Below are 21779 nucleotides of genomic sequence, written 5' to 3'. Positions count from 1 at the left end.
CTCGGCGGGGCGGGGGGACGGTCTCGGACGGTTCGCGGGACGTCCGCCGGGGACGGTCATCGGGTGATGAGCAGAGCGGCGACCAGGGCGATCGCGGCGATCGCCAGGCCGTAGGACATCAGCGGGGCGAGCGCCGGGAGCGGGAGGGTCTCGTCGCGGCGGAGCGCGCGCTCGGTGCGCAGCCAGCGGCGGAACGCCAATGCGGCGACCAGCGCGCCGGTGGCGGAGAAGCCGATCGCGAGGATGTGCCGGAGCGGCGCGTCCACCAGATCACCGGCCAGGGCCACGCCGATTCCGCCCGCGACCATGGCCAGCGCCGTGCGGATCCAGGCGAGGAAGGTCCGCTCGTTGGCGAGGGTGAAGCGCGGGTCGGGGTCGCTGCCCTCGGCGAGCAGGCGGCCGGTCCAGCCGCCGGGAGAGTCGGGGGAACGCGTCGCGGTCATCGGCGTGTCGAACCTGCATTCGGGGAAATGGGCGGCCGGATGCCGCTCTCGTCCCTTCATATTAGGCGATGGGCGCAATTGTTAAATTGTCGGTATTTCCCATCCAACAGCTGGGAATAGTGCGGGCGGAGCCGTGACGTGCCAGGTCGAGTGGGTGTTGGCGGTCGGCGGGGCTCCGCCGGGGTGGTTCTCCTGACGGGGGCCGTGCGGGCGACGGGAACAATTCGCGGGGTTTTTCCGGCGCCGTCAGGGCGCGAAGCGGCGGGCGGAGGCGTCCTCCTGCGCCAGCCGGTGCAGGGCCGTCAGGACCTGCTCGTACACGACCGTCGACACCAGCAGCGACCGGACGGTCCGCGCGCGCGGGGCGGCGCCGTCCACGGCGGCGATCTCGTGCTCGGCGACGTCCGCGGCGGCCCGGACGTACGGGCGCAGTTCGGCGAGCGTGACCGGGTAGCCGAGGCGGCGCAGCGAGACGAACGCGGCGGCGAGCAGGTCGCGGGCGGGCGCGTCGGCGGCGGCGCGCCAGCCGTGCTCGCGGACGAGCGCGTCGACGACCTCCCGGGCGGCGCGCCGGTCCGGGTCGCCGGGGTCGGCGGCGTCCGGGCGAGGGCGAGCAGCGCGGCGCCGACCAGGTCGTGCGGGCCGTCGCCGCCGTCGACGGCGGCGACGATGTCGCGGATCGCCGCGACCGGCAGGTCGCCGACCTCGCGCAGCGCGCTGATCAGCCGCAGCCGTTCCAGGTGCGCGGGACCGTACTCGGACCGGGTCGCGCTCACCGCCGAGCCCGCGGGCAGCAGCCCCTGCCGGATGTAGAACTTGATCGTCTGCACCGTCAGGCCGCTGCGGTCGCTCAGCTCGGAGATCTGCACCGGGCACCTCCTCGGGACGGGAGGTTAGCTCCGATTCGGGGGCTCCCGCGGGCGATCGGCGTTATCTACCGGTTTCAGGACGCGGTGCGGCGCATCCCCTCGGAGATCTTCTCGGCGGCGGCCATGATGGGGCCCGCGTGCAGGCGGCCGGGGGAGCGGGAGAGGCGTTCGAGGGGGCCGGACACCGAGACGGCGGCGATCACCCGTCCGGCGGCGCCGCGGATCGGGGCCGACACCGAGCCGACGCCCTGCTCGCGCTCGCCGACGCTCTGCGCCCAGCCCCGGCGGCGGACGGACGCGAGCGTCGCGGCCTCGAACTTCGCGCCGCGCAGGCCGCGGTGCAGCCGGTCGGGCTCCTCCCAGGCGAGCAGGATCTGGGCGGCGGAACCGGCCGTCATCGGAAGCGCGGCGCCGACCGGGATGGTGTCGCGCAGCCCGCTGCTGCGCTCGGCCGCGGCGACGCAGACCCGGACGTCCCCCTGGCGGCGGAACAGCGACGCGCTCTCGCCCGTCAGGTCGCGGAGCTGGGACAGGATGGGCTGGGCGATCGCGAGCAGCCGGTCCTCCCCGGCGGCGACGGACAGCTCGGCGAGGCGCGGCCCGAGGATGAACCGGCCCTGCGCGTCCCGGTGCACGAACCGGTGGTGCTCCAGGGCGACGGCGAGCCGGTGGGCGGTCGGCCGGGCCAGGCCGGTGCTCTGGACGAGCTGGGCGAGCGACGCCGGGCCCGCTTCGAGCGCGTTCAGTACGAGAACCGCTTTGTCAAGTACGCCGACTCCGCTAGAGTTGTCCATGTCTTGATATTGCAGTCTCGGAATGTGAGATGCAAATCGGGGCGGAACCGACCAGCGACACGAACGCGGCCAAACGCGACGTGTCGGACGAATCATGACAGGTGAGGTGGGAGCGATGGGCCGCACACTGGCCGAGAAGGTGTACGACGCGCACGTCGTACGGCGAGCCGAGGGCGAGCCGGACCTCCTCTACATCGACCTGCACCTGGTGCACGAGGTCACCAGCCCGCAGGCGTTCGACGGGCTGCGGATGAACGGGCGGCCGGTCCGCCGCCCCGATCTGACGATCGCCACCGAGGACCACAACGTCCCGACGACCGACCTGCTCAAGCCGATCGCCGACCCGGTGTCGCGCACCCAGGTCGAGACCCTCCGCAAGAACTGCTCGGAGTTCGGCGTCCGGCTGCACCCGATGGGCGACGCCGGGCAGGGCATCGTCCACGTCATCGGCCCGCAGCTCGGGCTGACCCAGCCCGGCATGACGGTCGTGTGCGGCGACTCGCACACCTCCACGCACGGCGCGTTCGGCGCGCTCGCGTTCGGCATCGGCACCAGCGAGGTCGAGCACGTCCTCGCCACCCAGACGCTGCCGCAGACCAAGCCGAAGACGATGGCCGTCACCGTCGAGGGCGACCTGCCCGCGGGCGTCACCGCCAAGGACCTCATCCTGGCGATCATCGCCCGCATCGGCACCGGCGGCGGCCAGGGCCACATCATCGAGTACCGCGGCGCGGCGATCCGCTCGCTGTCGATGGAAGGCCGCATGACCGTCTGCAACATGTCGATCGAGGCCGGTGCCCGCGCCGGCATGATCGCCCCCGACGAGAAGACGTTCGAGTACATCCAGGGCCGCCCGCACGCGCCGTCCGGCGCCGACTGGGACGCGGCCGTCGAGTACTGGACGTCGCTGCGCACCGACGACGACGCGGTCTTCGACAAGGAGATCGTCATCGACGCCGCCGAGCTGACCCCGTTCGTCACCTGGGGCACCAACCCCGGCCAGGGCCTCCCGCTCGGCGACTCCGTGCCCGACCCGGCGTCCTTCACCGACCCGGTCGCGCGGCAGGCCGCCGAGCGCGCCCTGGAGTACATGGGCCTCACCGCCGGGACGCCGCTGCGCGACGTCGCCGTCGACACCGTCTTCGTCGGTTCCTGCACCAACGGACGCATCGAGGACCTGCGGGCCGTCGCCGACGTCCTGAAGGACCGCAAGGTCGCCGACGGCGTCCGCATGCTGGTCGTCCCCGGCTCCATGAAGGTCAAGGAGCAGGCCGAGCAGGAGGGCCTCGACGAGGTCATCTCCGCCTCGGGCGCGCAGTGGCGGGAGGCGGGCTGCTCGATGTGCCTCGCCATGAACCCCGACAAGCTCACCCCGGGCGAGCGCAGCGCCTCGACGTCCAACCGCAACTTCGAGGGACGGCAGGGGCCCGGCGGCCGCACCCACCTGGTGTCTCCCGCCGTCGCCGCCGCCACCGCCGTCACCGGCCGCCTGGCCGCGCCCGCCGACCTCTAAGGAACCACGATGGAAGCGTTCACGACCTACACCGGGCGCGCGGTCCCGCTGCGCCGCAGCAACGTCGACACCGACCAGATCATCCCCGCCGTGTGGCTCAAGCAGGTCAGCCGCACCGGCTTCGACAAGGGGCTGTTCTCCGCCTGGCGCGAGGACCCCGAGTTCGTCCTCAACCAGCCGCAGTACGCGGGCGCGGGCATCCTGGTCGCCGGCCCCGACTTCGGCACGGGCTCGTCCCGCGAGCACGCCGTCTGGGCCCTGCAGCAGTACGGCTTCCGCGTCGTCATCGCTCCGCGCTTCGGTGACATCTTCCGCAACAACTCCACGAAGATGGGCCTGCTGCCCGTCATCCTCACCGGCGAGCAGGTCGAGACCCTGCAGACCCTGGTGGAGCAGGACCCGGCGCTGGAGATCACCGTCGACCTGGAGAAGCGCGAGGTCCGCTACGGCGCCGAGACCGCGTCCTTCGAGATCGACGACTACACCCGCTGGCGGCTGACGGAGGGTCTCGACGACATCGGCCTCACCCTCCGCCACGCCGACGCCATCGCCGACTTCGAGGCCACGCGCCAGTCGTACAAGCCCGTCACGGTGTAGCACCGGAACCCGGCAAGCCACGCGCGGCCTACGGCGCCGGGGCGCCTACGGCGGCGCGACGATGCGCCCGCCCGCCGCGAGGACGCCCCGCACCGCGCGGGCGGTGCGCCGGGTCGTCGTGGGGACGGTCTGCGCCGCGGGGGTGGCGCGGGGTCGTCCTGGAGGCGGCCTGGGGTCGCGCGGGTGGTGCGCCGGGTCGTCGTGGGGGCGGCCGGGCTGCGCGGGCGGCTTGGGGCGCGCGGCGATGGGTTCGGTCGTCGTGGGGACGGCTCGGCGGGTGGTTTTGCGGGTGGGCCCGGGGCGCCGGTGGGCGGTCCGGGCCTTCGGCCGTGCCGGGTGCTTCCGGACGTGCGCATGGGACGCCGATCGTCGTGGGCGTCGGACCGGGTCGCCGGGGGCGATCCGGCGCTTCGGCGTACCCGGGTGCGGGAGCACCGGCGGGGGCCAGGGACAATCGAGGCATGCGGAGGCCCGAACGAGTGTTGGGGGGAATGCACGTGACCTCGGCCCCGTGGGACGGACCGGCGTGGGACGACCCGGAGCTGACCCGGCTCGCGCGGCAGCTGCGCGACGCCCATCGCGCCGTCGCGCCGCTCCCGCCGGCGGTCCGGCAGCGGCTCATCCGGCACCTCCTGGCGATCACCGATCTGGCCAAACGGGACGCCGCGCTGGCCGCGCGCAGGCTGGAGGCGTTCCTCGCCGATTTCCAAGACGCGCCCGACGTCCGTTAGCGTGCGCAGTGGCCGGATCCGGTCCGGTCACCCGGCGAGACGGGGACGAGCACGACAAAAACGACCGCGACACGCCAGTGATTGTGTGCAGGTGATTGTGTCGGTGTCGAGGGTCCCTTAGTTTCGTTCGGGCAAGGGGGGAACTAGAGGAGTAACCCATGAACAAGCGTGAGCTGGTCGACGCCATCTCTGACCGGATGGGAAGCAAGAAGGCCGCAGCCGAGGCCGTCGACGCCATCCTGGAGGCGATCCAGAACGCCGTCGCCAAGGGCGACAAGGTCGCGATCACCGGGTTCGGTTCGTTCGAGAAGGCCGACCGGCCTGCCCGTACGGCCCGCAACCCCGCAACGGGCAAGACCATCGAGGTTCCGGCGACGTCCGTGCCGAAGTTCAAGGCCGGTGCGGACTTCAAGAACCTGGTGGCCGGTAAGAAGTAGCAACACGGCGAAGGCGCCCGGGACCCGTCGGCACGGTCCCGGGCGCCTTCGTATGTCCAGGGCGCGCGGGTTCAGGGGAGCGGGAACGTCGACAGCGTCACCACCGTGACCCGGTCGTCCTGCAGCGCGAGGTTCACCCGCTGGCCGAACCGCAGCAGCCGCAGCCCGCCCGCGTCGAACGCGGCGGCGTCGAACGGCAGCTCCGTCCCGTCGTCCAGCAGCACGCTGCCCGAGCGCGTCTCGTCGTCGAACGTCCGCACCGTCCCCTGCATACCGATCATGCTAGCCGCGGCGGGCGCTCACGCGTCGGCGGCGATGGCGGGGAACCGGGCGGCGACTGACGCGGTGTGCGGTCCGGCGCCGAGCGCGAGAACCGCTCGAAGATCGTCCGGGGTGTCCACATCCCGGCGTACGCTGTCGATGGAGTCCAGGACCAGTTCCCGGGCGCCCCGGGCGCGGTGCGCGGCGCGTGAGCCGTGCCCGAACGCGGGGGCGAACGGGACGCCGGGACGCGCGGTGTACAGGGTGGTGCCGACGCCGCCGCGTCCGGGACGAACGCGTGCGGCGCGGCCGCGGCGGCGTCGAGGACGCGCGCGAGTTCGTCCGGTCGCAAAGCGGGCAAGTCTGCGGAAAGCGCCCCCACGCCCGCGTCCGGGGCGGCCTCCCGGCCCCGCGCGGCCCCGTACTCCAGGGCCGGGTTGAGGCCCGCGTCGGGTTCGTCGGGCACGATCCGGGCGCGAGGGCGGCCAGTTCGGCGGCCGGAAGGGGGTCGTCGGTGACGACTATCACACCGCGGACGCGGTCGCAGCGCAGCGCCGCGGCCACGGTGTCGGTGGCCACGGCGAGGGCGAGGGCCCGCCGATGCGGGCCCGCCGCCGCGGACATCCGGGTCTTGGCCCTGGCCAGGACCTTGACCGGCACGACGAGCGACCACTGGAGGGGAGGCGCGCTGCGCGCTTCAGCAGTAGACATGGCGACTCGACACTATGCGCACGCAACCACGAAACTTGAGGACACCCCGCGTTCGTCCGGGGTACGGATCGGAAGGGGACGGGGCATGAGCCACGGGTTTTCGCCGGCCTGGCGCAAGCTCACGATCGTCATCCTGCGCCCGCTGCTGTTCGGGCTGCTGAAACGGGACTGGCGGGGCCGCGGCAACGTGCCCGGTGAGGGCGGTGTGATCATCGCCGCGAACCACATCTCCGAGTCCGATCCGCTGGCGCTCGCCCACTTCGTGTACGAGTCGGGCCGCTACCCCGTCTACCTGGCCAAGTCCACGCTGTTCGACGTGCGGTTCATCCGGGCGGTGCTGCGTGGGACCGGGCAGATCCCCGTGTACCGGGACCGGGAGGACGCGGCGGCGGCGCTCCAGGACGCGGAACGCGCGCTCCTCGACGGCGAGTGCCTGATGTTCTACCCCGAGGGCAGCTGCACCCGCGACCCCGAGCTGTGGCCGATGAGCGGCCAGACCGGCGTGGCGCGGATGGCGCTGAAGACGGGCGCGCAGGTCGTCCCCGTGGCGAGCTGGGGCGCGCACGAGCTGCTGCCCTACAAGAAGGGCGAGCAGACCGGCCTGGCGGGCAGCCTGAAGAAGGGCTTCCACCCGTTCCCCCGCAAGACGATGCGGGTGATCGCGGGGCCGCCGGTCGACCTGTCGCGGTACGCGGGCGAGCCGCTCGGCAAGGAGACGCTGCGCGCCGCGACCGACGACATCATGACGGCGATCGCCGGGCTGCTCGGCGAGCTGCGCGGCGAACTGCCGCCCGTCGAACGCTACGACCACCGCCGGGTGCTCGCGGAACGGCGCGGGACGGTCCCCGGCGCCCGTCCGGCCCGGGACGACGACGCCGCCGGCGGCACGCGCTCCACCGGAAGCAAGGCGGCGGGCTCATGACGCCGCGGACCGCGGTGATGGGCGCGGGTTCCTGGGGCACGACGTTCGGCAAGCTGCTGCACGACGCGGGCGGCGAGGTGGTCCTGTGGGGCCGCCGGCCCGGCGTCGTCGAGGCGATCAACGAGCGGCACGAGAACACCGACTACCTGCCGGGCATCGCCCTGCCCGAGGGGATGCGCGCCACGCTCGACCCGGCCGAGGCCCTGCACGGCGCCGACTTCGTCGCCCTGGCCGTCCCCGCGCAGACCCTCCGGGCGAACCTCGCCGCGTGGGGCCCGCACCTGCCGTCCGGCGCCGTCATGGTGAGCCTGATGAAGGGCGTGGAGGACGGCACGACGCTGCGGATGTCGGAGGTCGTGCGGGAGGTCGCCGACGTGCCGCAGGAGCGGGTCGCGGTGTTCTGCGGGCCGAACCTGGCGCGCGAGATCGCGAGCGGCGAGCCCGGCGCGGCCGTCGCGGCGTGCGCGGACGAGGACGCGGCGCGGCGGCTGCAGGCGGCGACGATGACCCCGTACTTCCGCAGCTACACGTCCACGGACGTCATCGGCTGCGAGCTGGGCGGCGCGGTGAAGAACATCGTGGCGCTGTGCGTCGGGATGTCGGTCGGGCTCGGGTTCGGCGCCAGCACGCAGGCGGTGCTGATGACGCGCGGCCTCGCCGAGATCACCCGGCTCGGCGTGGCGATGGGCGCGGACGAGCACACCTTCGCGGGTCTCGCCGGGATGGGCGACCTCGTCGGGACCTGCATGTCGCCGCTGTCGCGCAACCGGACGTTCGGCGAGAACCTCGGCCGGGGCATGACCCTCGACCAGGTCATCTCGGTGACGAAGCAGACCGCGGAGGGCGTGAAGTCGGCGGAGGCGGTGATGGAACTCGCCCGCAAGCACAACGTGGAGATGCCGATCACCGAGGCGGTCACCGGGGTGCTGCACCACGGCGTGCCCATCAAGGAGGCGGCCGTCGCCCTCATCTCGCGGGCCCCGAAAGCGGAGCGTTATGGCGTGTGACCTGCGGTGCGCGCCCCGGCGGGCGCGCCCGGCCCGCTCGTGGCCGACCCGGGCCCGGCAACGGTAGGGTCGGGCATCATGTCCCACTCCAAGATCCGCGTGGCCGTCGTGTTCGGCGGGCGCAGCAGCGAGCACGCGATCTCCTGCGTCACCGCCGGAGCCGTGATGGCCGCGATCGACCGGGACCGCTACGAGGTGGTGCCGATCGGCATCGCCCGCGACGGCCGCTGGGTCCTGGCGTCCGCCGGGCAGCGGCTCGCGATCGAGGACGGCCGGCTGCCCGAGGTGGACGGCGGCGGCACCGCGCTCGCGCTCCCGTTCGACCCCGCCGGCCGCGGCCTGATCTCGGTCGCCCCGGGGGAGGTCCCGTCCTCGCTCGGCGAGGTCGACGTCGTCCTGCCGCTGCTGCACGGCCCCTTCGGGGAGGACGGCACCATCCAGGGCATGCTCGACCTGGCGGGCATCCGCTACGTCGGCGCCGGGGTGCTGGCCAGCGCGGTCGGCATGGACAAGGGCTTCATGAAGCTCGTCTGGCAGGCGCAGGGCCTGCCCGTCGGCCCGTACGTGCTGGTCGGCGACCGGGAGTGGCGTCGCGAACGCAAGCGCAAGATCGACGAGATCAAGGAACTCGGCCTGGACGCGGGCCGCGCCGTGTTCGTCAAGCCCGCGCGGGCCGGATCGAGCATGGGCATCAGCCGCGTCACGTCCGAGGACGGCATCGAGGCGGCCGTCGACGCGGCCCGCGAGCACGACCCGAAGGTCATCGTGGAGGCCGCGATCGAGGGCCGCGAGATCGAGTGCGGCGTCCTGCAGGGCCTGGACGACGGCCCCGCCGAGGCGAGCCTGCCCGCCGAGGTGCTGACGTCGAGCGACAGCGACTTCTACGACTTCGAGACCAAGTACCTCGACGGCGGCACCACCATGGCGATCCCGCCGGACCTGCCCGAGGCGGCGATCGAGGAGGTCCGGCGCATCGCCGTCCAGGCGTTCGAGGCGCTCGACTGCGAGGGCCTCGCCCGGGTCGACTTCTTCTGCACCCCGGACGGCCGCTGGGTCCTCAACGAGATCAACACCATGCCCGGGTTCACGCCCGCGTCCGCGTTCCCGCAGATGTGGGCCGCGACCGGCCTGGACTACCCGGCGCTCGTCGACCGCCTCATCCGGACCGCCGCCGCCCGCACCACCGGCCTGCGCTGACGCGCCGGACCGGCGCGGCGCGTCAGTCGTAGGGGAGCCAGGCCCGGTCGGCGAGCGTGGCCGCGTCGGACGCGCGGGCGCCCTCGTCCGAGAACGTCCACAGGGTGTCGCCGAGGACGAGCGACCGCCGGACGGACGCGCCGGGATGCGCGACGCGGCCCGCCTTCGCGACGCCGTCCCGGGTCACCTTGAGGACGAGCGCCTCGCCCGCCGCGTCGCCCGGTTCGCGCACCGGCAGCACGGTGAGGCCGGTGCGCGCCCAGTACAGGAACGCGTGCGGGTCGAACTCGGCGTCCGAACCGGCGCCGGGCAGCGTGTACGCGTCGATCCGCCGCGGCTTCCCGGCGACGTCGAACAGCGACACCTGCAGGCCCTCGACCCGCCCGGACGCGTCCGCGTCCCGGCCGACGCCGAGGAGCCGTCCGTCCGCCACCGGATGCAGGTAGGCCGAATAGCCGGTGATCTTCAGTTCGTCGGTGACGCGGGGACGGCGCGGGTCCGCCAGGTCGAGCACGTACAGCGGGTCGGTGCGGCGGAACGTGACCACGTACGCGGTCGTCCCGGTGAAGCGGACCGCGTAGATCCGCTCGGTCTTCCCGAGGCCGTCCGCCCGGCCGATCTCGTCGAGCCGCGGACCGTTCTGCCGCAGGACGCGCAGCGCGCTGCTGGACGCCCGCGCGTCCGCGGCGCGCGTCGTCGTCGCGACGCGCAGGTTCCCGTCGTGCTCGGACATCGCGTACTGGTTCAGCAGGCGCCCGGGCACCGACCCGGACGCGGCGAACTCCGGCGGGCCGCCCGGCGGCAGCGTGATCTTGTGGACGTCGGTGCGTTCGACGGCCGCGGCCCGTTCGGCGTACGGGCGCGGCGCGGTGCCCGTGACGTACAGGTTCTTCCCGGTTCCGTAGACGGTGGAGCCGTCGACCGCGATCCCGACCGGGCGCGGGTCGGCGAGGCCGCCCGCCAGGTCGAGGGTCAGCACGCTCAGCATCGAACCGCTCCCGCTGTAGGCGGCGGGACGGCTGACCCGGTCGCACGGCGCCCGGTACTCGGCGCGCGGCGCGCGTCGCGGTCGACGGTGAAGGTGGGCAGCCAGGCGTTCAGCGGCGCCCGCATGACGGCCCGCCGCGCGGACTCGATCGCGTCCTGATCAGCGGGGTCGGTCTGCCCGGGTCGCCCGGTGGTGGACGGTTCGTCCCGTCCTGTTCGCTTTTGTGGGCGTGGGGTCGGGTCGGGGAAGTCGATCCGCGGGGTCGACCGCACGACGACGTGCACGGTCCCGTCGCTCTGCCGCGCGTCCACGTACTCGGTGTCGGACGTCAGCGTGGCGACGACGCGCGGCGCCCCGGCGACGTCCACCAGCGTCAGCCGCGTCCGCGGAGCCGGGGGAGCGGGCGGCGGCGGGGACGGGCGCGGCGGCGAATCCGCCTCCGGAAGCGCCCTCGCCGCGTCGAACGCCCGGAACACGCGCCGCGACTCCAGCACCAGGACGCGGTCGCCGTCCATGAGCAACCGCCTGTCGGCGTTCCATGCCGCTCCCGGCAGGTCGAGCGTGTGCGCGACCTTCCGGGACGCGGGGTCGATGACGCGCAGGTCGCCGTCCCCGAGGGCGACGATGCGGCGGCCGTCGGTCTTGACGAGGTCGGGCTCGTCCGCGCCGGGCTCGTGCGCGTTCGTCCGGGAATGCTCCGGGACGGCCGACGCCGCCTCGGGCGCCGCACCCGGCGCTGGCGGCGGACATCTCGCGCTTCTCGCCCGCCGCCGAGTCCGCCGCCCCCGTCCGGTCCGGGCCGACCGTCCCGTCCGGCCCGACCTGCAGCGCGGTCGCGCGCCGCAGGCCGTCCAGCAGCCGCTCGCAGGTCCGGTAGCCGACCAGGGCCATCGGTGGCGGGGGCACCGGCTCCGGGCCGTCGTCCGCCCGCAGGGCGCAGCCGCCCGACACCGCCACCGACGCGGCGGCCACCGTGATCGCCGAGACCGTACGTGCACGCATTCGCGTGAGACGCGGCCAGCGCGCGTCCGGTTCCCGACAGTTCTCCTTTCGCTTCTTCTTCTCGTGCTCGTCGATCTGGACGCTGAGCTTGGTGCCGACCGGCCGGCCGATGTAGTGCGTCAGGAAGATCGCGATCTCGCGCGGCTCGTCCGGGGCCGGCTCGCCGTTGTCGCGGACGCGGCCAGGTCGGACTGTCGTTCAGGGGGTGCCGGAAAGCAAGACCGAAACCCGGCCGGGATCGCTCACCGGCCACGTCGCGCGGCGACCGGCGTCCGGATATGCCACGCTTAGGGCATCTGTCCCCACACCGAGGAGATCGCCCCGTGCGGCACGCCGAGACACCGGATCGCATCGGCCCGTACCGGGTGATGGACCGGCTCGGCGAAGGCGGCATGGGCACCGTCTACCTCGGGACGGACGAGTCCGGCCGCAAGGTCGCGATCAAGGTCATCCGGCGCGAGTACGCCGCCGACCCGCAGTACCGCGCCCGGTTCGAGTCCGAGGTGCGGGCCGCGCAGCGCGTCCGCCCGTTCTGCACCGCGCCCGTCCTGGACGCCGACCCGCGCGCCGACCCCCCGTACCTCGTGACCGAGTTCGTCGCCGGGCAGAGCCTCGACGCCGCCGTCGCCGACACCGGACGGCTGCGCGGCGCCGACCTCGAAGCCGTCGCGGTCGGCATCGCCACCGCGCTGACCGCCATCCACGACGCCGACGTCGTCCACCGCGACCTCAAACCGGCGAACGTCCTGCTGTCCACCTTCGGCCCCCGCGTCATCGACTTCGGCATCGCCCGCTCACTGGACGGGACGCGCCTCACCGCCACCGGCGGCATCGTCGGCACCCCCGCGTTCATGGCCCCCGAGCAGCTCGACGGGCGCGGCGCGTCCCCCGCCTCGGACGTCTGGGCGTGGGGCGCCACCGTCGCGTTCGCCGCCCGCGGCGACACGTGCTTCGCCGGGAAGTCCCTCCCGATCGTCATCCACCAGATCATGAGCGCCGAACCGGACCTGCGAGGCTCGACGGCTCGCTCCTGCACGCCGTCCGCCGCGCGCTCGCGAAGGACCCGTCGCACCGCCCGTCCGCCCAGGAACTCCTCGACGGCCTGATCTCCGGCGGCGTCCGCGAGCACCCCGCCGGGACGCGCGCACCGGCGCGGCCGAGCACCTACGCGCCGCCGCAGCCGGACACCGGGCCGCCCGCGCACGTCCCGCCGACCCCCGCGCCCGTCCCGTCCGCGGGCCCCGCGCTCGCCGACGGCGAGGCCGAGGCCCTCGTCGAGCGGCAGTACCGGCAGGCGGCCCAGGCCGGCGACCCGGCGGCGATGCGCAACCTCGCGACGCTGCTCCGCGGCCAGGGCCGCGGCGCCGAGGCCGAGTCGTGGACGCGCTACGCCGACGCCGTCGCGACCCGTCCGGCGTCGCCCTACGGCCCGCCGGCCCACCACGCGCCGCCGCGCCACCCGCATGCGAAACCGCCGCTCAACAGCTACGCGATCTACGCGCTGACGTTCGGGCTCGTCGGCCTCGTGACCTGCGGGCTCCCGTCCATCCCGGCCATCGTCGCCGGGCACCTGGCCTGGGTGCGGGTGCGCCGCTCGGGCGAACGCGGCCTCGGCCTCGCCCTGACCGGCATCGCCCTCGGCTGGATCATGATCGCCTTCTGGCTGCTCATCCTCATCGGCATCCTCGCGCCCCCGGCCGAGGGGGAGTGAATTAAATGGGTTGTGCCCCCACCGCCCGGGTGGCACCGTAGATCACGTCAGCCCGTCCGAGACGGTGACGCGAGACCCCGAGAGGAGGACCGGCCATGGCGCAGGAGCAGCACCGCTATCGACTGAGCGACCTACGACTGCCCTCGGCGTCGCACGCCCGCCCCGGCCGGTATCCCGCCTCCTAGGCACCACCCCGGCCGAGCCGCCGCGAGCGACGCCTCCTCGCCCGACCTGCGGCTCTACCCCAATCGGCAGAGGGGCCACTTTCAGGAAGTGGACGTTCCGGGTTCGAATCCCGGGAGCCGCACGCACGCCTCCGTAGTCCAACGGCAGAGACGGCAGCATGAGGTGCTGTGCGGTGGGGGTTCGAATCCCTCCGGAGGTACTACGGCGGATCCGTGCCGATCCGCCGCCCGGGGCGGCGCCGACGTCAGGAGAGTCGGGCTTGTCTGTAAAACAAGTGCTTCGCGCTGAGTGGGTTCGAATCCCACCCGCCCCACTTCCCTTCCTCGCCCCTCACGTAGACGTGCGAGCGTCGCGGTGTTGGCGTTCGGGGGCGTCCTGAACTAATGTCCGGACACGTGTCCGGGGAACAGTTGACGACCGAGCCCACACGCCGCCGCCTCACCGAGCGGCAGGCCGACACGGTGCGGCGGCTGACCGACGCCGCCGTGGAGGAGCTGCGCGAGACCGGCTACGAGGGGCTGACCGTCCGCAACGTGGCCCGCCGCGCGGGCGTCGCGCCCGCCACCGCCTACACCTACTTCGCCTCCAAGAACCACCTCATCACCGAGGTGTTCTGGCGGCGGCTCGGCGCGCTGCCGCCCGTCGAGGCGGGCGGTCCGCTCCGCCGCGCGGTGATCGAGGTGCTGCGGGAGATCGCGCTGCTGGTCTCCGACGAGCCCGAGCTGGCGGCGGCGTGCACCACGGCGATGCTCGGCACCGACCCGGACGTCCGCGAACTGCGGATCCGCATCGGCGTCGCCATCCGCGGGCGGCTCACGGCCGCGCTGCGCGAGCACGCCGACGAGCGGACGCTCGGCGCGCTGGAGCTGGCCTACTCCGGCGCGCTTCTGCACGCGGGGATGGGCTACACGTCCTACGCCCGCATGGCCGACCGGCTCGCCGAGATGGCCGAGCTGATCCTGCCCGACCCCGAGGTGTGGTGACGGCCGTGGCCGCGGTCTCCGCTCGTTCGACCACGCGAACGCGCGACGCGTGCACTCGGCGAACGTGCGGGGCTTCGCGACCCGGCCGATCCGGGTGAAGACGCGCTGACCGGTCAGATCTGCCCTTCGGGTTTCTCCGGGATCGTCGCCTTGATCGCGGGCGTCAGCTCGATGAGGACGTCGCCCGCCGGGTGGTACTCCGGCGGGACCGTCACCTCCACGTAGGCTTGCCGCGCCACCGCCGTGAACGTGACCGACGGGTCGCCCGGGGTGGGGAACCAGTTGACCCCGTTGATCGTGACGAGCTGCGACTCGGGCCGCAGCGCCGCCGGGCGCGGCACTCCGCAGCGCAGCCCGATCGCGGGCGATCCCCACGCCGCCGTCAGCGCCGACTTCGGCGAGGTGTCCCGCCGTTCCTGCTCGTGGACCTTCTCCGGCAGCCGCAGCCCCTCGCAGAGCCGCTGCGTCGCCGCGTCCGGCTCCGGCGGCCGGACCTGCACCGCGCCCTCGGCGCACGCCGCCGTCACCGCGGCCACCAGGGCGAGGACCATCGCCGACGCCCCCCGACGCTTCACCATCGACTGTGTTGCTCTCCGGTCAGATGTGCACGATCGGGCACGTCAGCGTGCGGGTGATGCCCTCGACGGTCTGGATCTGCGCGACGACGAGCCTGCCCAGCTCGTCCACGTTGTTCGCCTCCGCCCGGACGATCACGTCGTAGGGGCCGGTGACGTCCTCCGCGCGCGTGACGCCCGTCATGCCGGAAATGTGACCCGCCACCTCGGCGGCCTTGCCGACTTCGGTCTGGATGAGGATGTAGGCCTGCACCATCACGTCCTCCCCGGGCGGGAATTGCCGTCGGACGGTTCACCGTATCGCGTTACCCGCTCCGGCGGGCGGTCGGGGCGGTACGAACCGGCGACCGTACGGTGAAAACATGGACGGATGGCGACGATCGGGGAGTTGGGCGAGTTCGGGCTGATCGAGCGGCTGACGGCCCGGCTGCCGCGGGGCCCGCAGGTACGGCTCGGTCCGGGGGACGACGCGGCGGTGATCGCGGCACCGGACGGGCGCGTCGTCGCCACCACCGACCTGCTCGTCGAGGGGCGGCATTTCCGCCGCGACTGGTCGGGCCCCTACGACGTCGGCCGCAAGGCCGCCGCGCAGAACCTCGCCGACGTCGCCGCGATGGGCGCCGTGCCGCGCTGCTCGTCGGGTTCGCGGCGCCGCCCGGCACGGACGCGGAGTGGGCGGACGGGCTGTACGCGGGCCTCGCCGACGAGTGCGAGACCGCGGGGGCGTCCGTAGCCGGGGGCGACGTCGTGGCCGCCCGGCAGATCACGCTGGCGATCACCGCGCTCGGCGACCTGGCGGGCGGGGCGCCGCTGACCCGCGACGGGGCCCGTCCCGGCGACGTCGTGGCGGTGCGCGGCCGCCTCGGCTTCGCGGCGGCCGGCCTGGAGCTGCTCACCGCCGGACGGGACGGGCCCGCGGAGGTCGTCGCGGCCCATCGGCGCCCGGAACCGCCGTACGAGGCGGGGCCGCAGGCGCGCGAACTGGGCGCGACGGCCCTGCTGGACGTCAGCGACGGGCTCCTGCAGGACCTCGGGCACATCGCGGCGGCGAGCGGGGTGTGGATCGACGTCGAGTCCGCGGCGGTGCCCGTCCCGGCCGTCCTCGGCCCCGGCGGGCTGCGGCACGCGCTCACCGGCGGCGAGGACCACGCGTTCGCCGGAACGTTCCCGGCGGCCGCGCCGCTGCCGCCGTCCTGGACGCGGATCGGCGCCGTCGCGCGCGGAACGGGCGTGACCGTCGACGGGCGCGTTCAGGAAGCTGCCGGATGGGACCATTTTCGCAGTTGAACGGAGCTTTTCGAGAATTCGAGGAGTGCGGGGCGTTCGTCGGGCCGGTAGGCATATTTGGTGCCGGTTTGGTATACATCCCCTGACCGACGAGGAATGGAATGGGACGACACTCCAAACCCGAGCAGCCCGAGGACGAGCCCGGAGCGAGCGCGCAGGCGCCGCCGGGGCGGTCGTCCTTCGGCCCGTCCGCCGGACCTCGCTACGACGGCTTCACCGGCCCGACCGACGATCAGGTGTTCGTGTCCCGCCCGGGCACGCACCGTCCGGCCGTCGTCGCGGGGCGCGGCCCGGGCCCGGCGTCCACCGGCCCCCACGCCGCGCCGCCCGCCCCGCCGGGCCCGCCCACGCGTCCGCCGCGTACGCCGGCCCGCTGTCCGGCCCGGCTCCGGTCCCGGCCCCGGACGGCCCGGCTTCACCGGACCCGTCCGCTCCGCGGCGGGTCGCCCGGTTCGTCGGTTCGCTGCCGTTCCCGCTGATGCCGATCGTCGCGCTCGTGATCGCCGTCGGCATCGTGTCGTACGCGCTGAGCACGCAGCAGATCTCGCTCAACTTCGCCGGCGGGGCGCCGAAGAACCCGGAGGCCACGGCCAACGACAGCCAGGTGCTCCAGCACGGTCCCGGGCAGGGCGCCACCGGGGCGAACGGACGGCCGGACGGGCTCGTCGTCCGGTTCAGCGTCGCGTCCCGCGACGCGAACGGCTTCAAGGCGACCGCCACGATCGGCAACCGGGGGAACCGGCCGGTCGCCCAGTGGGCTCTGGCCTTCAAGATCCCGGACGCGGTGGTCGGCGAGGTGCAGGGCGCCACCGTCGCCCGGGTCGGGGCGCTCACGAAGGTGCACGGCACCACCGGGATCCCGGCGGGCGACACCGTGAAGATCGTCTTCACCGCGAAGGGCGCGCCCGCGAAGCCGACCTACTGCGTCATCAACGAGCTGGAGTGCGCGTTCGTCTGAGCCGGGCCGATCCGCGGGCCGGGCCGCGCGACCGTCCGCAACAGGACGATCCGCGAAAAGCGCAATAAGGTGGACACATGCCCCATGACGCGCCCGCTCGCCAGGCCCCGCCGCTCGTCCTCACCATCGCCGGCTCGGACTCCGGCGGCGCGCCGGCATCCAGGCGGACCTCAAGACGATGCTCGCCCTCGGCGTGCACGGCATGAGCGTGATCGCCGCCGTCACCGCGCAGAACTCCCGCGGCGTCCAGGGCTACTGGGAACTGCCCGTGGAGGCCGTGCGCGCCCAGCTCGACTCGGTCCTGTCCGACATCGGGGTGCACGCCCTCAAGACCGGGATGCTCGCCTCCACGGCCCTCGTCGAGACGGTCGCCGAGGCCCTCGCCGCGTCCGACGCGCCGTCCGTGGTCGACCCGGTCGGCGTCTCCAAGCACGGCGACTCGCTGCTCGCGCCCGAGGCCGTCGACGCCGTCCGCGGGACGCTGCTGCCCGCCGCGACGGTCGTCACCCCGAACCTCTACGAGGTGGAGCAGCTCACGGGCGTCAAGGTGGTGGACGAGTCGGGGATGCGCGAGGCGGCCGAGGCGGTCAAGGCGCTCGGCCCGCGGTGGGTGCTGATCAAGGGCGGTCACCTGCCGGGCGAGCCCGCCGACCTGCTGTTCGACGGGGAGCGCGAGCACCGCTTCGGCGCCCGGCGGCACGACAACCGGCACACCCACGGGACGGGCTGCACGCTCGCGTCCGCGATCGCCTCGCACCTCGCGCTGGGCGCGGACGTCCCCACGGCCGTCGCGCGCGCCAAGGAGTACGTGACGGGCGCCATCGCCGCGGGCTTCCCCCTCGGCTCCGGCATCGGCCCGGTCGACCACGCCTGGATGCGGCGCGCCTGACGGCCCGGACCGTCCGGACATGCGAAAGGCCGGCCCATCGGACGCTTCCGATGAGCCGGCCGAGGCCCGCGGTCAGACCGTGGGCTTGACGATCTTGCCGGCCTTGATGCAGGACGTGCAGGCGTTGATCCGCTTCGTGCCACCGTTCACGACGGCGCGCACGCGCTGGATGTTGGGGTTCCAGCGGCGCGGGGTGCGGCGGTGCGAGTGGGAGACGCGCATGCCGAAACCGGGTCCCTTGCCGCAGACGTCGCAAACGGAAGCCACGGGAAACTCCAAGTGGGTGTCGATGCTCTAACCGGAGCGCCGCCCGTCGCCGTAGGGGGCGAACCGGACTTCACCGGCGCTCACGAGGGAACGCCTGGACGAGGCGCATGGATCAGAGTAGCCCACCGGGCCCGCGTTGAGCGAATCGGCCTGCGCGAATGCGGGCCCTCCGGCCCGTGACGCCTGATTACCGTCACCGGGATGGGCTACAAAGGACGGCGTGGCGAATCTCGACGAGCCGTTGCGGAAGGTACTCGGCGACAAGACGGCGAACGTGCTGAAGAAGGGTCTCGACCTCCACACCGTCGGCGACCTCCTGCACCACTACCCGCGCCGGTACGCGCACCGCGGTGAGCTGACCCCGCTCAGCGGCCTCCAGGACGGCGAGCACGTCACGGTCATGGCCGAGGTCGTCAAGGTGCAGGGCCGCACCCTGACCCGCAGCCCCGGCTACGTCCTGGAGATCACCGTCACCGACGGCACCGGACGCCTCAAGCTCAGCTTCTTCGGCCGCAAGGGCTCCTACAAGCCCGAGAAGGACCTGTCGCCCGGCACCCGCGGCCTGTTCGCCGGGAAGATCAGCACCTACGTGCCGCGCAGCGGCCAGGTGCAGCGGCAGCTCGCCCACCCGCAGTACAAGGTCGTCGCGGAGAAGACCGCCGAGCAGGCCGCGCAGGAGTGGGCCGACGAGATCATCCCGATCTACCCGTCCACCAAGGGCCTGGACATCGAGGCGATCAGCAAGTCCGTCGGCATGGTCCTCGACGGCCTCGAACTGCCCGCCGACCCGATGCCCGCGGCGCTGCTGGACCGCCGGAAGCTGATCGGCCTCCGCGCGGCGTACGAGGGCATCCACCGGCCGCGGAGCTGGGACGGGCTGGGCCGCGCGAAGGCCCGGCTCAAGTGGGACGAGGCGTTCGTCGTCCAGGCCGCCCTGGCGCAGCGCCGCCGCGCCGCCGCGGCGCTGCCCGCGAAGCCGCGCCCGGACGGCCGTCCGGCTGCTCGCCGACTTCGCGCCCGCCTCCCCTTCGAGCTGACCGACGGCCAGCGCGCGTCGGCGCGAACTCGCCGCCGACCTCGCCCGCGAGCACCCCATGCACCGCCTCCTGCAGGGCGACGTCGGAGCCGGCAAGACGATCGTGGCGTTGCGGGGGATGCTGCAGGTGGTGGACGGCGGCGGGCAGGCGGCGCTGCTGGCGCCGACCGAAGTCCTCGCGCAGCAGCACCACCGGTCGATCACCGGGATGCTGGGCGACCTGGCGCGCGCCGGGCAGCTCGACGGCGCCGACAACGCCACCCGGGTCGCGCTGCTGACCGGGTCGCTGGGCGCGAAGGCCCGCAAGGAGGCGATGCTGGACGCGGCGTCCGGTGCGGCGGGCATCGTCGTCGGGACGCACGCGCTGCTGCAGGAGTCCGTCCAGTTCGCCGACCTCGGCCTGGTGGTCGTGGACGAGCAGCACCGGTTCGGCGTCGAGCAGCGCGACGCGCTCCGCGAGAAGACCGCCGGGGGACGGCCGCACGTCCTGGTCATGACGGCGACGCCGATCCCGCGGACGGTCGCGATGACGGTGTTCGGCGACCTGGAGACGTCCGTGCTCGGGCAGCTCCCGGCGGGCCGCTCGCAGATCCAGACCGTCGTGGTGCCGCCGGAGAAGCCCGCGTTCCTCGCGCGGACCTGGGAGCGGATCAAGGAGGAGGCCCGGCAGGGGCGGCAGATCTACATCGTGTGCCCGCGCATCGGCGAGCAGGAGGGCGACGAGGGCGACTCCTACGACTCCGAGGAGGGCCGCCGCTCCCCGCTCGGGATCATGGAGCTGCTGCCGAAGCTGGCGGAGCTCCTCGACGGGCTGCGCATCGGCGTCCTGCACGGCAAGCTGCCGCCCGACGAGAAGGACGCGGTGATGCGCCGCTTCACCGACCGCGAGCTGGACGTCCTGCTCGCCACCACGGTCATCGAGGTCGGCGTCGACGTCCCCAACGCCACCGTCATGGTGATCATGGACGCGGACCGGTTCGGCGTGTCGCAGCTGCACCAGCTGCGCGGCCGGGTCGGCCGGGGTTCCCTGCACGGCCTGTGCCTGCTGGTCACCGACGCCGAGCCCGCCTCGAAGGCGCGCGAGCGGCTCGACGCGTCGCGTCCACCACCGACGGGTTCGAACTGTCGCGGCTCGACCTCGAACAGCGCCGCGAGGGCGACGTCCTCGGCGCCGCGCAGGCCGGCCGCACGTCCAGCCTGCGCCTGCTCACCCTGCAGCGGGACGAGGACGTCATCCGCGACGCCCGCGAGGAGGCGACCGCGCTCATCGACGCCGACCCCGACCTGGCCGAGCACCCGGCGCTGGCCGCCGAACTCGCCGCGCTCCTGGACGAGGAGCGCGCCGACTTCCTGGAGAAGGGCTGACCCGTCGCCGTGGCGGAGCCCTGCTGAGCGCACCGACCCTTGGGCCGACCCTTGGGCCGACGCGTGAAGGGACCGTGGGTCACGCAGAACGTACGGGCCGTCACCCGCGTCCAAGTTGGTAGCGGATGCGGAGTGGCCATCCGGTGCCGTCGCGGGTAGGACTCCCGTGGCGGATCGCGTGCGACGGAGGAGCACCCATGACGGGCGTCGACCCCCTGCTGCCCGGGGACCCTGCGCGGCTGGGCCCGTACGAGCTGGCCGGACGGCTGGGCGAGGGCGGGCAGAGCATCGTCTACCTGGGGCGGCGCGAGGACGGCGGGCAGGCGGCGATCAAGCTGCTGCGCGCCCGGCTCAGCCGCAACCCCGAATGGCGGTCGCGGTTCGAGCGGGAACTCGCGGTCATCGGGCGGGTCGCCGGGTTCTGCACGGCGCAGGTCCTGGACGCCGACTTCTCCGGCGACGCCCCGTACGTGGTGAGCGAGTACGTTCCCGGCCCGTCGCTCAGCGCGCTGGTCGGCGGGGACGGGCCGCGCACCGGGACCGACCTGGACCGGCTGGCGATCGGCACCGTCACCGCCCTCGCCGCGATCCACCGCGCGGGGATCCTGCACCGCGACTTCAAGCCGTCGAACGTCCTGATGGGGCCGGACGGTCCGCGCGTCATCGACTTCGGGATCGCGCGGGTGCTCGGCTCCTCGTCGGCGCGGAGCAGCGGGGTGATGGGGACGCCCTCGTACATGGCGCCGGAGCAGATCGCCGACGGCGACCTCGGCGCGGGCGTGGACATGTTCGCCTGGGCGGCGACGATGCTGTTCGCCGCGACCGGGCGGCACCCGTTCGGCAACGACAACATCTCCGCGGTGTTCCACCGGATCCTGCAGTACGAGCCGGACATGTCCGCGCTTCCGGACTCGCTGCGCGGCGTCGTCGCCGGCTGCCTCGCCAAGGATCCGGCGCGCCGCCCGGAGGCCCAGCAGGTGCTGCGCGACCTGCTGGGCGGCGCGGCCCCCGCCGTCGCCCCGCACGCGCGCGGGACGACCGGGCGCTGAG

General features: G+C 73.7%; 23 protein-coding genes, 3 tRNA genes and 4 pseudogenes. 19 read left to right on the top strand and 11 right to left on the bottom strand.

The genetic code is table 11. The annotated features are described in order from the left end of the window. Window positions 1–56: 56 nt before the first annotated feature. The 3 genes from BJF79_RS48635 to BJF79_RS48625 all read right to left on the bottom strand — a co-directional run bounded on the left by BJF79_RS48635 (window position 57) and on the right by BJF79_RS48625 (window position 2106). Window positions 57–443 (bottom strand): YidH family protein, encoded by a 387-nt coding sequence (locus tag BJF79_RS48635; protein ID WP_075907360.1) that lies wholly within the window; start codon window positions 441–443, stop codon window positions 57–59. Window positions 444–745: 302 nt separating this feature from the next. Beyond that, the gene (locus tag BJF79_RS48630; protein ID WP_262403684.1) at window positions 746–1273 is read right to left on the bottom strand and encodes a MerR family transcriptional regulator; all 528 of its coding nucleotides are present in this window, start codon (window positions 1271–1273) and stop codon (window positions 746–748) included. A gap of 113 nt (window positions 1274–1386) precedes the next feature. Further along, window positions 1387–2106, bottom strand: coding sequence for an IclR family transcriptional regulator (locus tag BJF79_RS48625; protein ID WP_075907351.1), 720 nt, complete (start codon window positions 2104–2106; stop codon window positions 1387–1389). A gap of 115 nt (window positions 2107–2221) precedes the next feature. Here BJF79_RS48625 and leuC point away from each other — a divergent pair, with 115 nt between their 5' ends. Together leuC and leuD are read left to right on the top strand one after the other, a co-directional pair. Then, window positions 2222–3619 (top strand): 3-isopropylmalate dehydratase large subunit, encoded by a 1398-nt coding sequence (gene leuC, locus BJF79_RS48620; RefSeq protein WP_075907350.1) that lies wholly within the window; start codon window positions 2222–2224, stop codon window positions 3617–3619. A gap of 9 nt (window positions 3620–3628) precedes the next feature. Then, window positions 3629–4216, top strand: coding sequence for a 3-isopropylmalate dehydratase small subunit (gene leuD / locus BJF79_RS48615; protein WP_075907349.1), 588 nt, complete (start codon window positions 3629–3631; stop codon window positions 4214–4216). Window positions 4217–4261: 45 nt separating this feature from the next. Here the strand turns inward: leuD and BJF79_RS52530 are convergent, their stop codons facing one another. Beyond that, window positions 4262–4651, bottom strand: a complete 390-nt coding sequence (locus BJF79_RS52530) for a hypothetical protein (RefSeq protein WP_143221011.1) — start codon at window positions 4649–4651, stop codon at window positions 4262–4264. Window positions 4652–4713: 62 nt separating this feature from the next. Between BJF79_RS52530 and BJF79_RS48610 the strand changes: the two genes are divergently transcribed. Both BJF79_RS48610 and BJF79_RS48605 read left to right on the top strand, forming a co-directional pair. Further along, entirely contained in the window at window positions 4714–4947 is a 234-nt protein-coding gene (locus BJF79_RS48610) for a hypothetical protein (protein ID WP_075907359.1), read from the top strand. A gap of 158 nt (window positions 4948–5105) precedes the next feature. Further along, window positions 5106–5384: an HU family DNA-binding protein gene (locus BJF79_RS48605; protein WP_075907348.1), complete on the top strand. Its 279-nt coding sequence runs from the start codon at window positions 5106–5108 to the stop codon at window positions 5382–5384. A gap of 71 nt (window positions 5385–5455) precedes the next feature. On the opposite strand, the gene BJF79_RS48600 is transcribed toward BJF79_RS48605, so the two are convergent. Both BJF79_RS48600 and cofC read right to left on the bottom strand, forming a co-directional pair. Next, window positions 5456–5665: a cold-shock protein gene (locus BJF79_RS48600; protein WP_262403680.1), complete on the bottom strand. Its 210-nt coding sequence runs from the start codon at window positions 5663–5665 to the stop codon at window positions 5456–5458. A gap of 18 nt (window positions 5666–5683) precedes the next feature. Continuing rightward, a pseudogene (gene cofC / locus BJF79_RS57730) lies at window positions 5684–6356 on the bottom strand (2-phospho-L-lactate guanylyltransferase). Between the two features lie 85 nt (window positions 6357–6441). Here cofC and BJF79_RS48590 point away from each other — a divergent pair. The 3 genes from BJF79_RS48590 to BJF79_RS48580 all read left to right on the top strand — a co-directional run bounded on the left by BJF79_RS48590 (window position 6442) and on the right by BJF79_RS48580 (window position 9482). Then, complete coding sequence (locus BJF79_RS48590; RefSeq protein ID WP_075907346.1) at window positions 6442–7278, top strand: lysophospholipid acyltransferase family protein; 837 nt, start codon at window positions 6442–6444, stop codon at window positions 7276–7278. After that, window positions 7275–8285, top strand: a complete 1011-nt coding sequence (locus BJF79_RS48585; RefSeq protein ID WP_075907345.1) for an NAD(P)H-dependent glycerol-3-phosphate dehydrogenase — start codon at window positions 7275–7277, stop codon at window positions 8283–8285. The genes BJF79_RS48590 and BJF79_RS48585 overlap by 4 nt, the downstream gene beginning before the upstream one ends. Before the next feature lie 78 nt (window positions 8286–8363). Next, window positions 8364–9482 (top strand): D-alanine--D-alanine ligase family protein, encoded by a 1119-nt coding sequence (locus BJF79_RS48580; protein ID WP_075907344.1) that lies wholly within the window; start codon window positions 8364–8366, stop codon window positions 9480–9482. A gap of 22 nt (window positions 9483–9504) precedes the next feature. Here the strand turns inward: BJF79_RS48580 and BJF79_RS48575 are convergent, their stop codons facing one another. Both BJF79_RS48575 and BJF79_RS48570 read right to left on the bottom strand, forming a co-directional pair. Continuing rightward, entirely contained in the window at window positions 9505–10470 is a 966-nt protein-coding gene (locus BJF79_RS48575; protein ID WP_075907343.1) for a beta-propeller domain-containing protein, read from the bottom strand. Beyond that, complete coding sequence (locus BJF79_RS48570; RefSeq protein WP_075907342.1) at window positions 10464–11468, bottom strand: beta-propeller domain-containing protein; 1005 nt, start codon at window positions 11466–11468, stop codon at window positions 10464–10466. Before BJF79_RS48570 ends, BJF79_RS48575 begins: the two co-directional genes overlap by 7 nt. A gap of 372 nt (window positions 11469–11840) precedes the next feature. On the opposite strand from BJF79_RS48570, the gene BJF79_RS64985 reads away from it, so the two are divergent. From BJF79_RS64985 to BJF79_RS48545, 6 genes are all read left to right on the top strand, one after another. Beyond that, complete coding sequence (locus BJF79_RS64985; RefSeq protein WP_158079534.1) at window positions 11841–12578, top strand: serine/threonine-protein kinase; 738 nt, start codon at window positions 11841–11843, stop codon at window positions 12576–12578. 215 nt (window positions 12579–12793) lie between these two features. Further along, on the top strand, window positions 12794–13183 hold the full coding sequence (locus tag BJF79_RS64980) for a DUF4190 domain-containing protein (protein WP_075907340.1): 390 nt from the start codon (window positions 12794–12796) through the stop codon (window positions 13181–13183). Window positions 13184–13416: 233 nt separating this feature from the next. Next, window positions 13417–13490: transfer RNA gene (locus BJF79_RS48555), tRNA-Leu, on the top strand. A gap of 5 nt (window positions 13491–13495) precedes the next feature. Further along, window positions 13496–13568 (top strand) — tRNA-Leu (locus tag BJF79_RS48550). A 30-nt stretch (window positions 13569–13598) separates the two neighbouring features. Then, a tRNA-Tyr gene (locus BJF79_RS56860) sits at window positions 13599–13682 on the top strand. An 82-nt stretch (window positions 13683–13764) separates the two neighbouring features. Further along, on the top strand, window positions 13765–14352 hold the full coding sequence (locus tag BJF79_RS48545; RefSeq protein WP_262403679.1) for a TetR/AcrR family transcriptional regulator: 588 nt from the start codon (window positions 13765–13767) through the stop codon (window positions 14350–14352). A 113-nt stretch (window positions 14353–14465) separates the two neighbouring features. On the opposite strand, the gene BJF79_RS48540 is transcribed toward BJF79_RS48545, so the two are convergent. Both BJF79_RS48540 and BJF79_RS48535 read right to left on the bottom strand, forming a co-directional pair. Further along, window positions 14466–14930: a DUF3515 domain-containing protein gene (locus BJF79_RS48540; protein WP_075907338.1), complete on the bottom strand. Its 465-nt coding sequence runs from the start codon at window positions 14928–14930 to the stop codon at window positions 14466–14468. Window positions 14931–14949: 19 nt separating this feature from the next. Beyond that, window positions 14950–15183, bottom strand: coding sequence for an Lrp/AsnC ligand binding domain-containing protein (locus BJF79_RS48535; protein WP_075907337.1), 234 nt, complete (start codon window positions 15181–15183; stop codon window positions 14950–14952). A 114-nt stretch (window positions 15184–15297) separates the two neighbouring features. On the opposite strand from BJF79_RS48535, the pseudogene BJF79_RS48530 reads away from it, so the two are divergent. The 4 genes and pseudogenes from BJF79_RS48530 to thiD all read left to right on the top strand — a co-directional run bounded on the left by BJF79_RS48530 (window position 15298) and on the right by thiD (window position 18061). Continuing rightward, a pseudogene (locus BJF79_RS48530) lies at window positions 15298–16214 on the top strand (thiamine-phosphate kinase). A gap of 101 nt (window positions 16215–16315) precedes the next feature. Next, entirely contained in the window at window positions 16316–16693 is a 378-nt protein-coding gene (locus BJF79_RS64975; RefSeq protein ID WP_083734819.1) for a hypothetical protein, read from the top strand. Further along, complete coding sequence (locus BJF79_RS48525) at window positions 16693–17172, top strand: cellulose binding domain-containing protein (protein ID WP_083734818.1); 480 nt, start codon at window positions 16693–16695, stop codon at window positions 17170–17172. Before BJF79_RS64975 ends, BJF79_RS48525 begins: the two co-directional genes overlap by 1 nt. A gap of 77 nt (window positions 17173–17249) precedes the next feature. Continuing rightward, window positions 17250–18061, top strand: a pseudogene (gene thiD, locus BJF79_RS48520) (bifunctional hydroxymethylpyrimidine kinase/phosphomethylpyrimidine kinase). 72 nt (window positions 18062–18133) lie between these two features. Here thiD and rpmB read toward each other — a convergent pair. Continuing rightward, on the bottom strand, window positions 18134–18328 hold the full coding sequence (gene rpmB, locus BJF79_RS48515; protein WP_075907336.1) for a 50S ribosomal protein L28: 195 nt from the start codon (window positions 18326–18328) through the stop codon (window positions 18134–18136). A 220-nt stretch (window positions 18329–18548) separates the two neighbouring features. Here rpmB and recG point away from each other — a divergent pair. Together recG and BJF79_RS48505 are read left to right on the top strand one after the other, a co-directional pair. Continuing rightward, a pseudogene (recG, locus tag BJF79_RS48510) lies at window positions 18549–20729 on the top strand (ATP-dependent DNA helicase RecG). Window positions 20730–20926: 197 nt separating this feature from the next. Beyond that, window positions 20927–21778, top strand: coding sequence for a serine/threonine-protein kinase (locus tag BJF79_RS48505; protein ID WP_075907335.1), 852 nt, complete (start codon window positions 20927–20929; stop codon window positions 21776–21778). Window position 21779 lies beyond the last annotated feature (1 nt).

Origin of the sequence: Actinomadura sp. CNU-125 (genome assembly GCF_001942465.1) — a bacterium.
GTDB lineage: Bacteria > Actinomycetota > Actinomycetes > Streptosporangiales > Streptosporangiaceae > Spirillospora.
The sequence above is the reverse complement of the archived record's forward strand: the minus strand, read 5'-3'. Positions and strand labels throughout refer to the sequence as shown.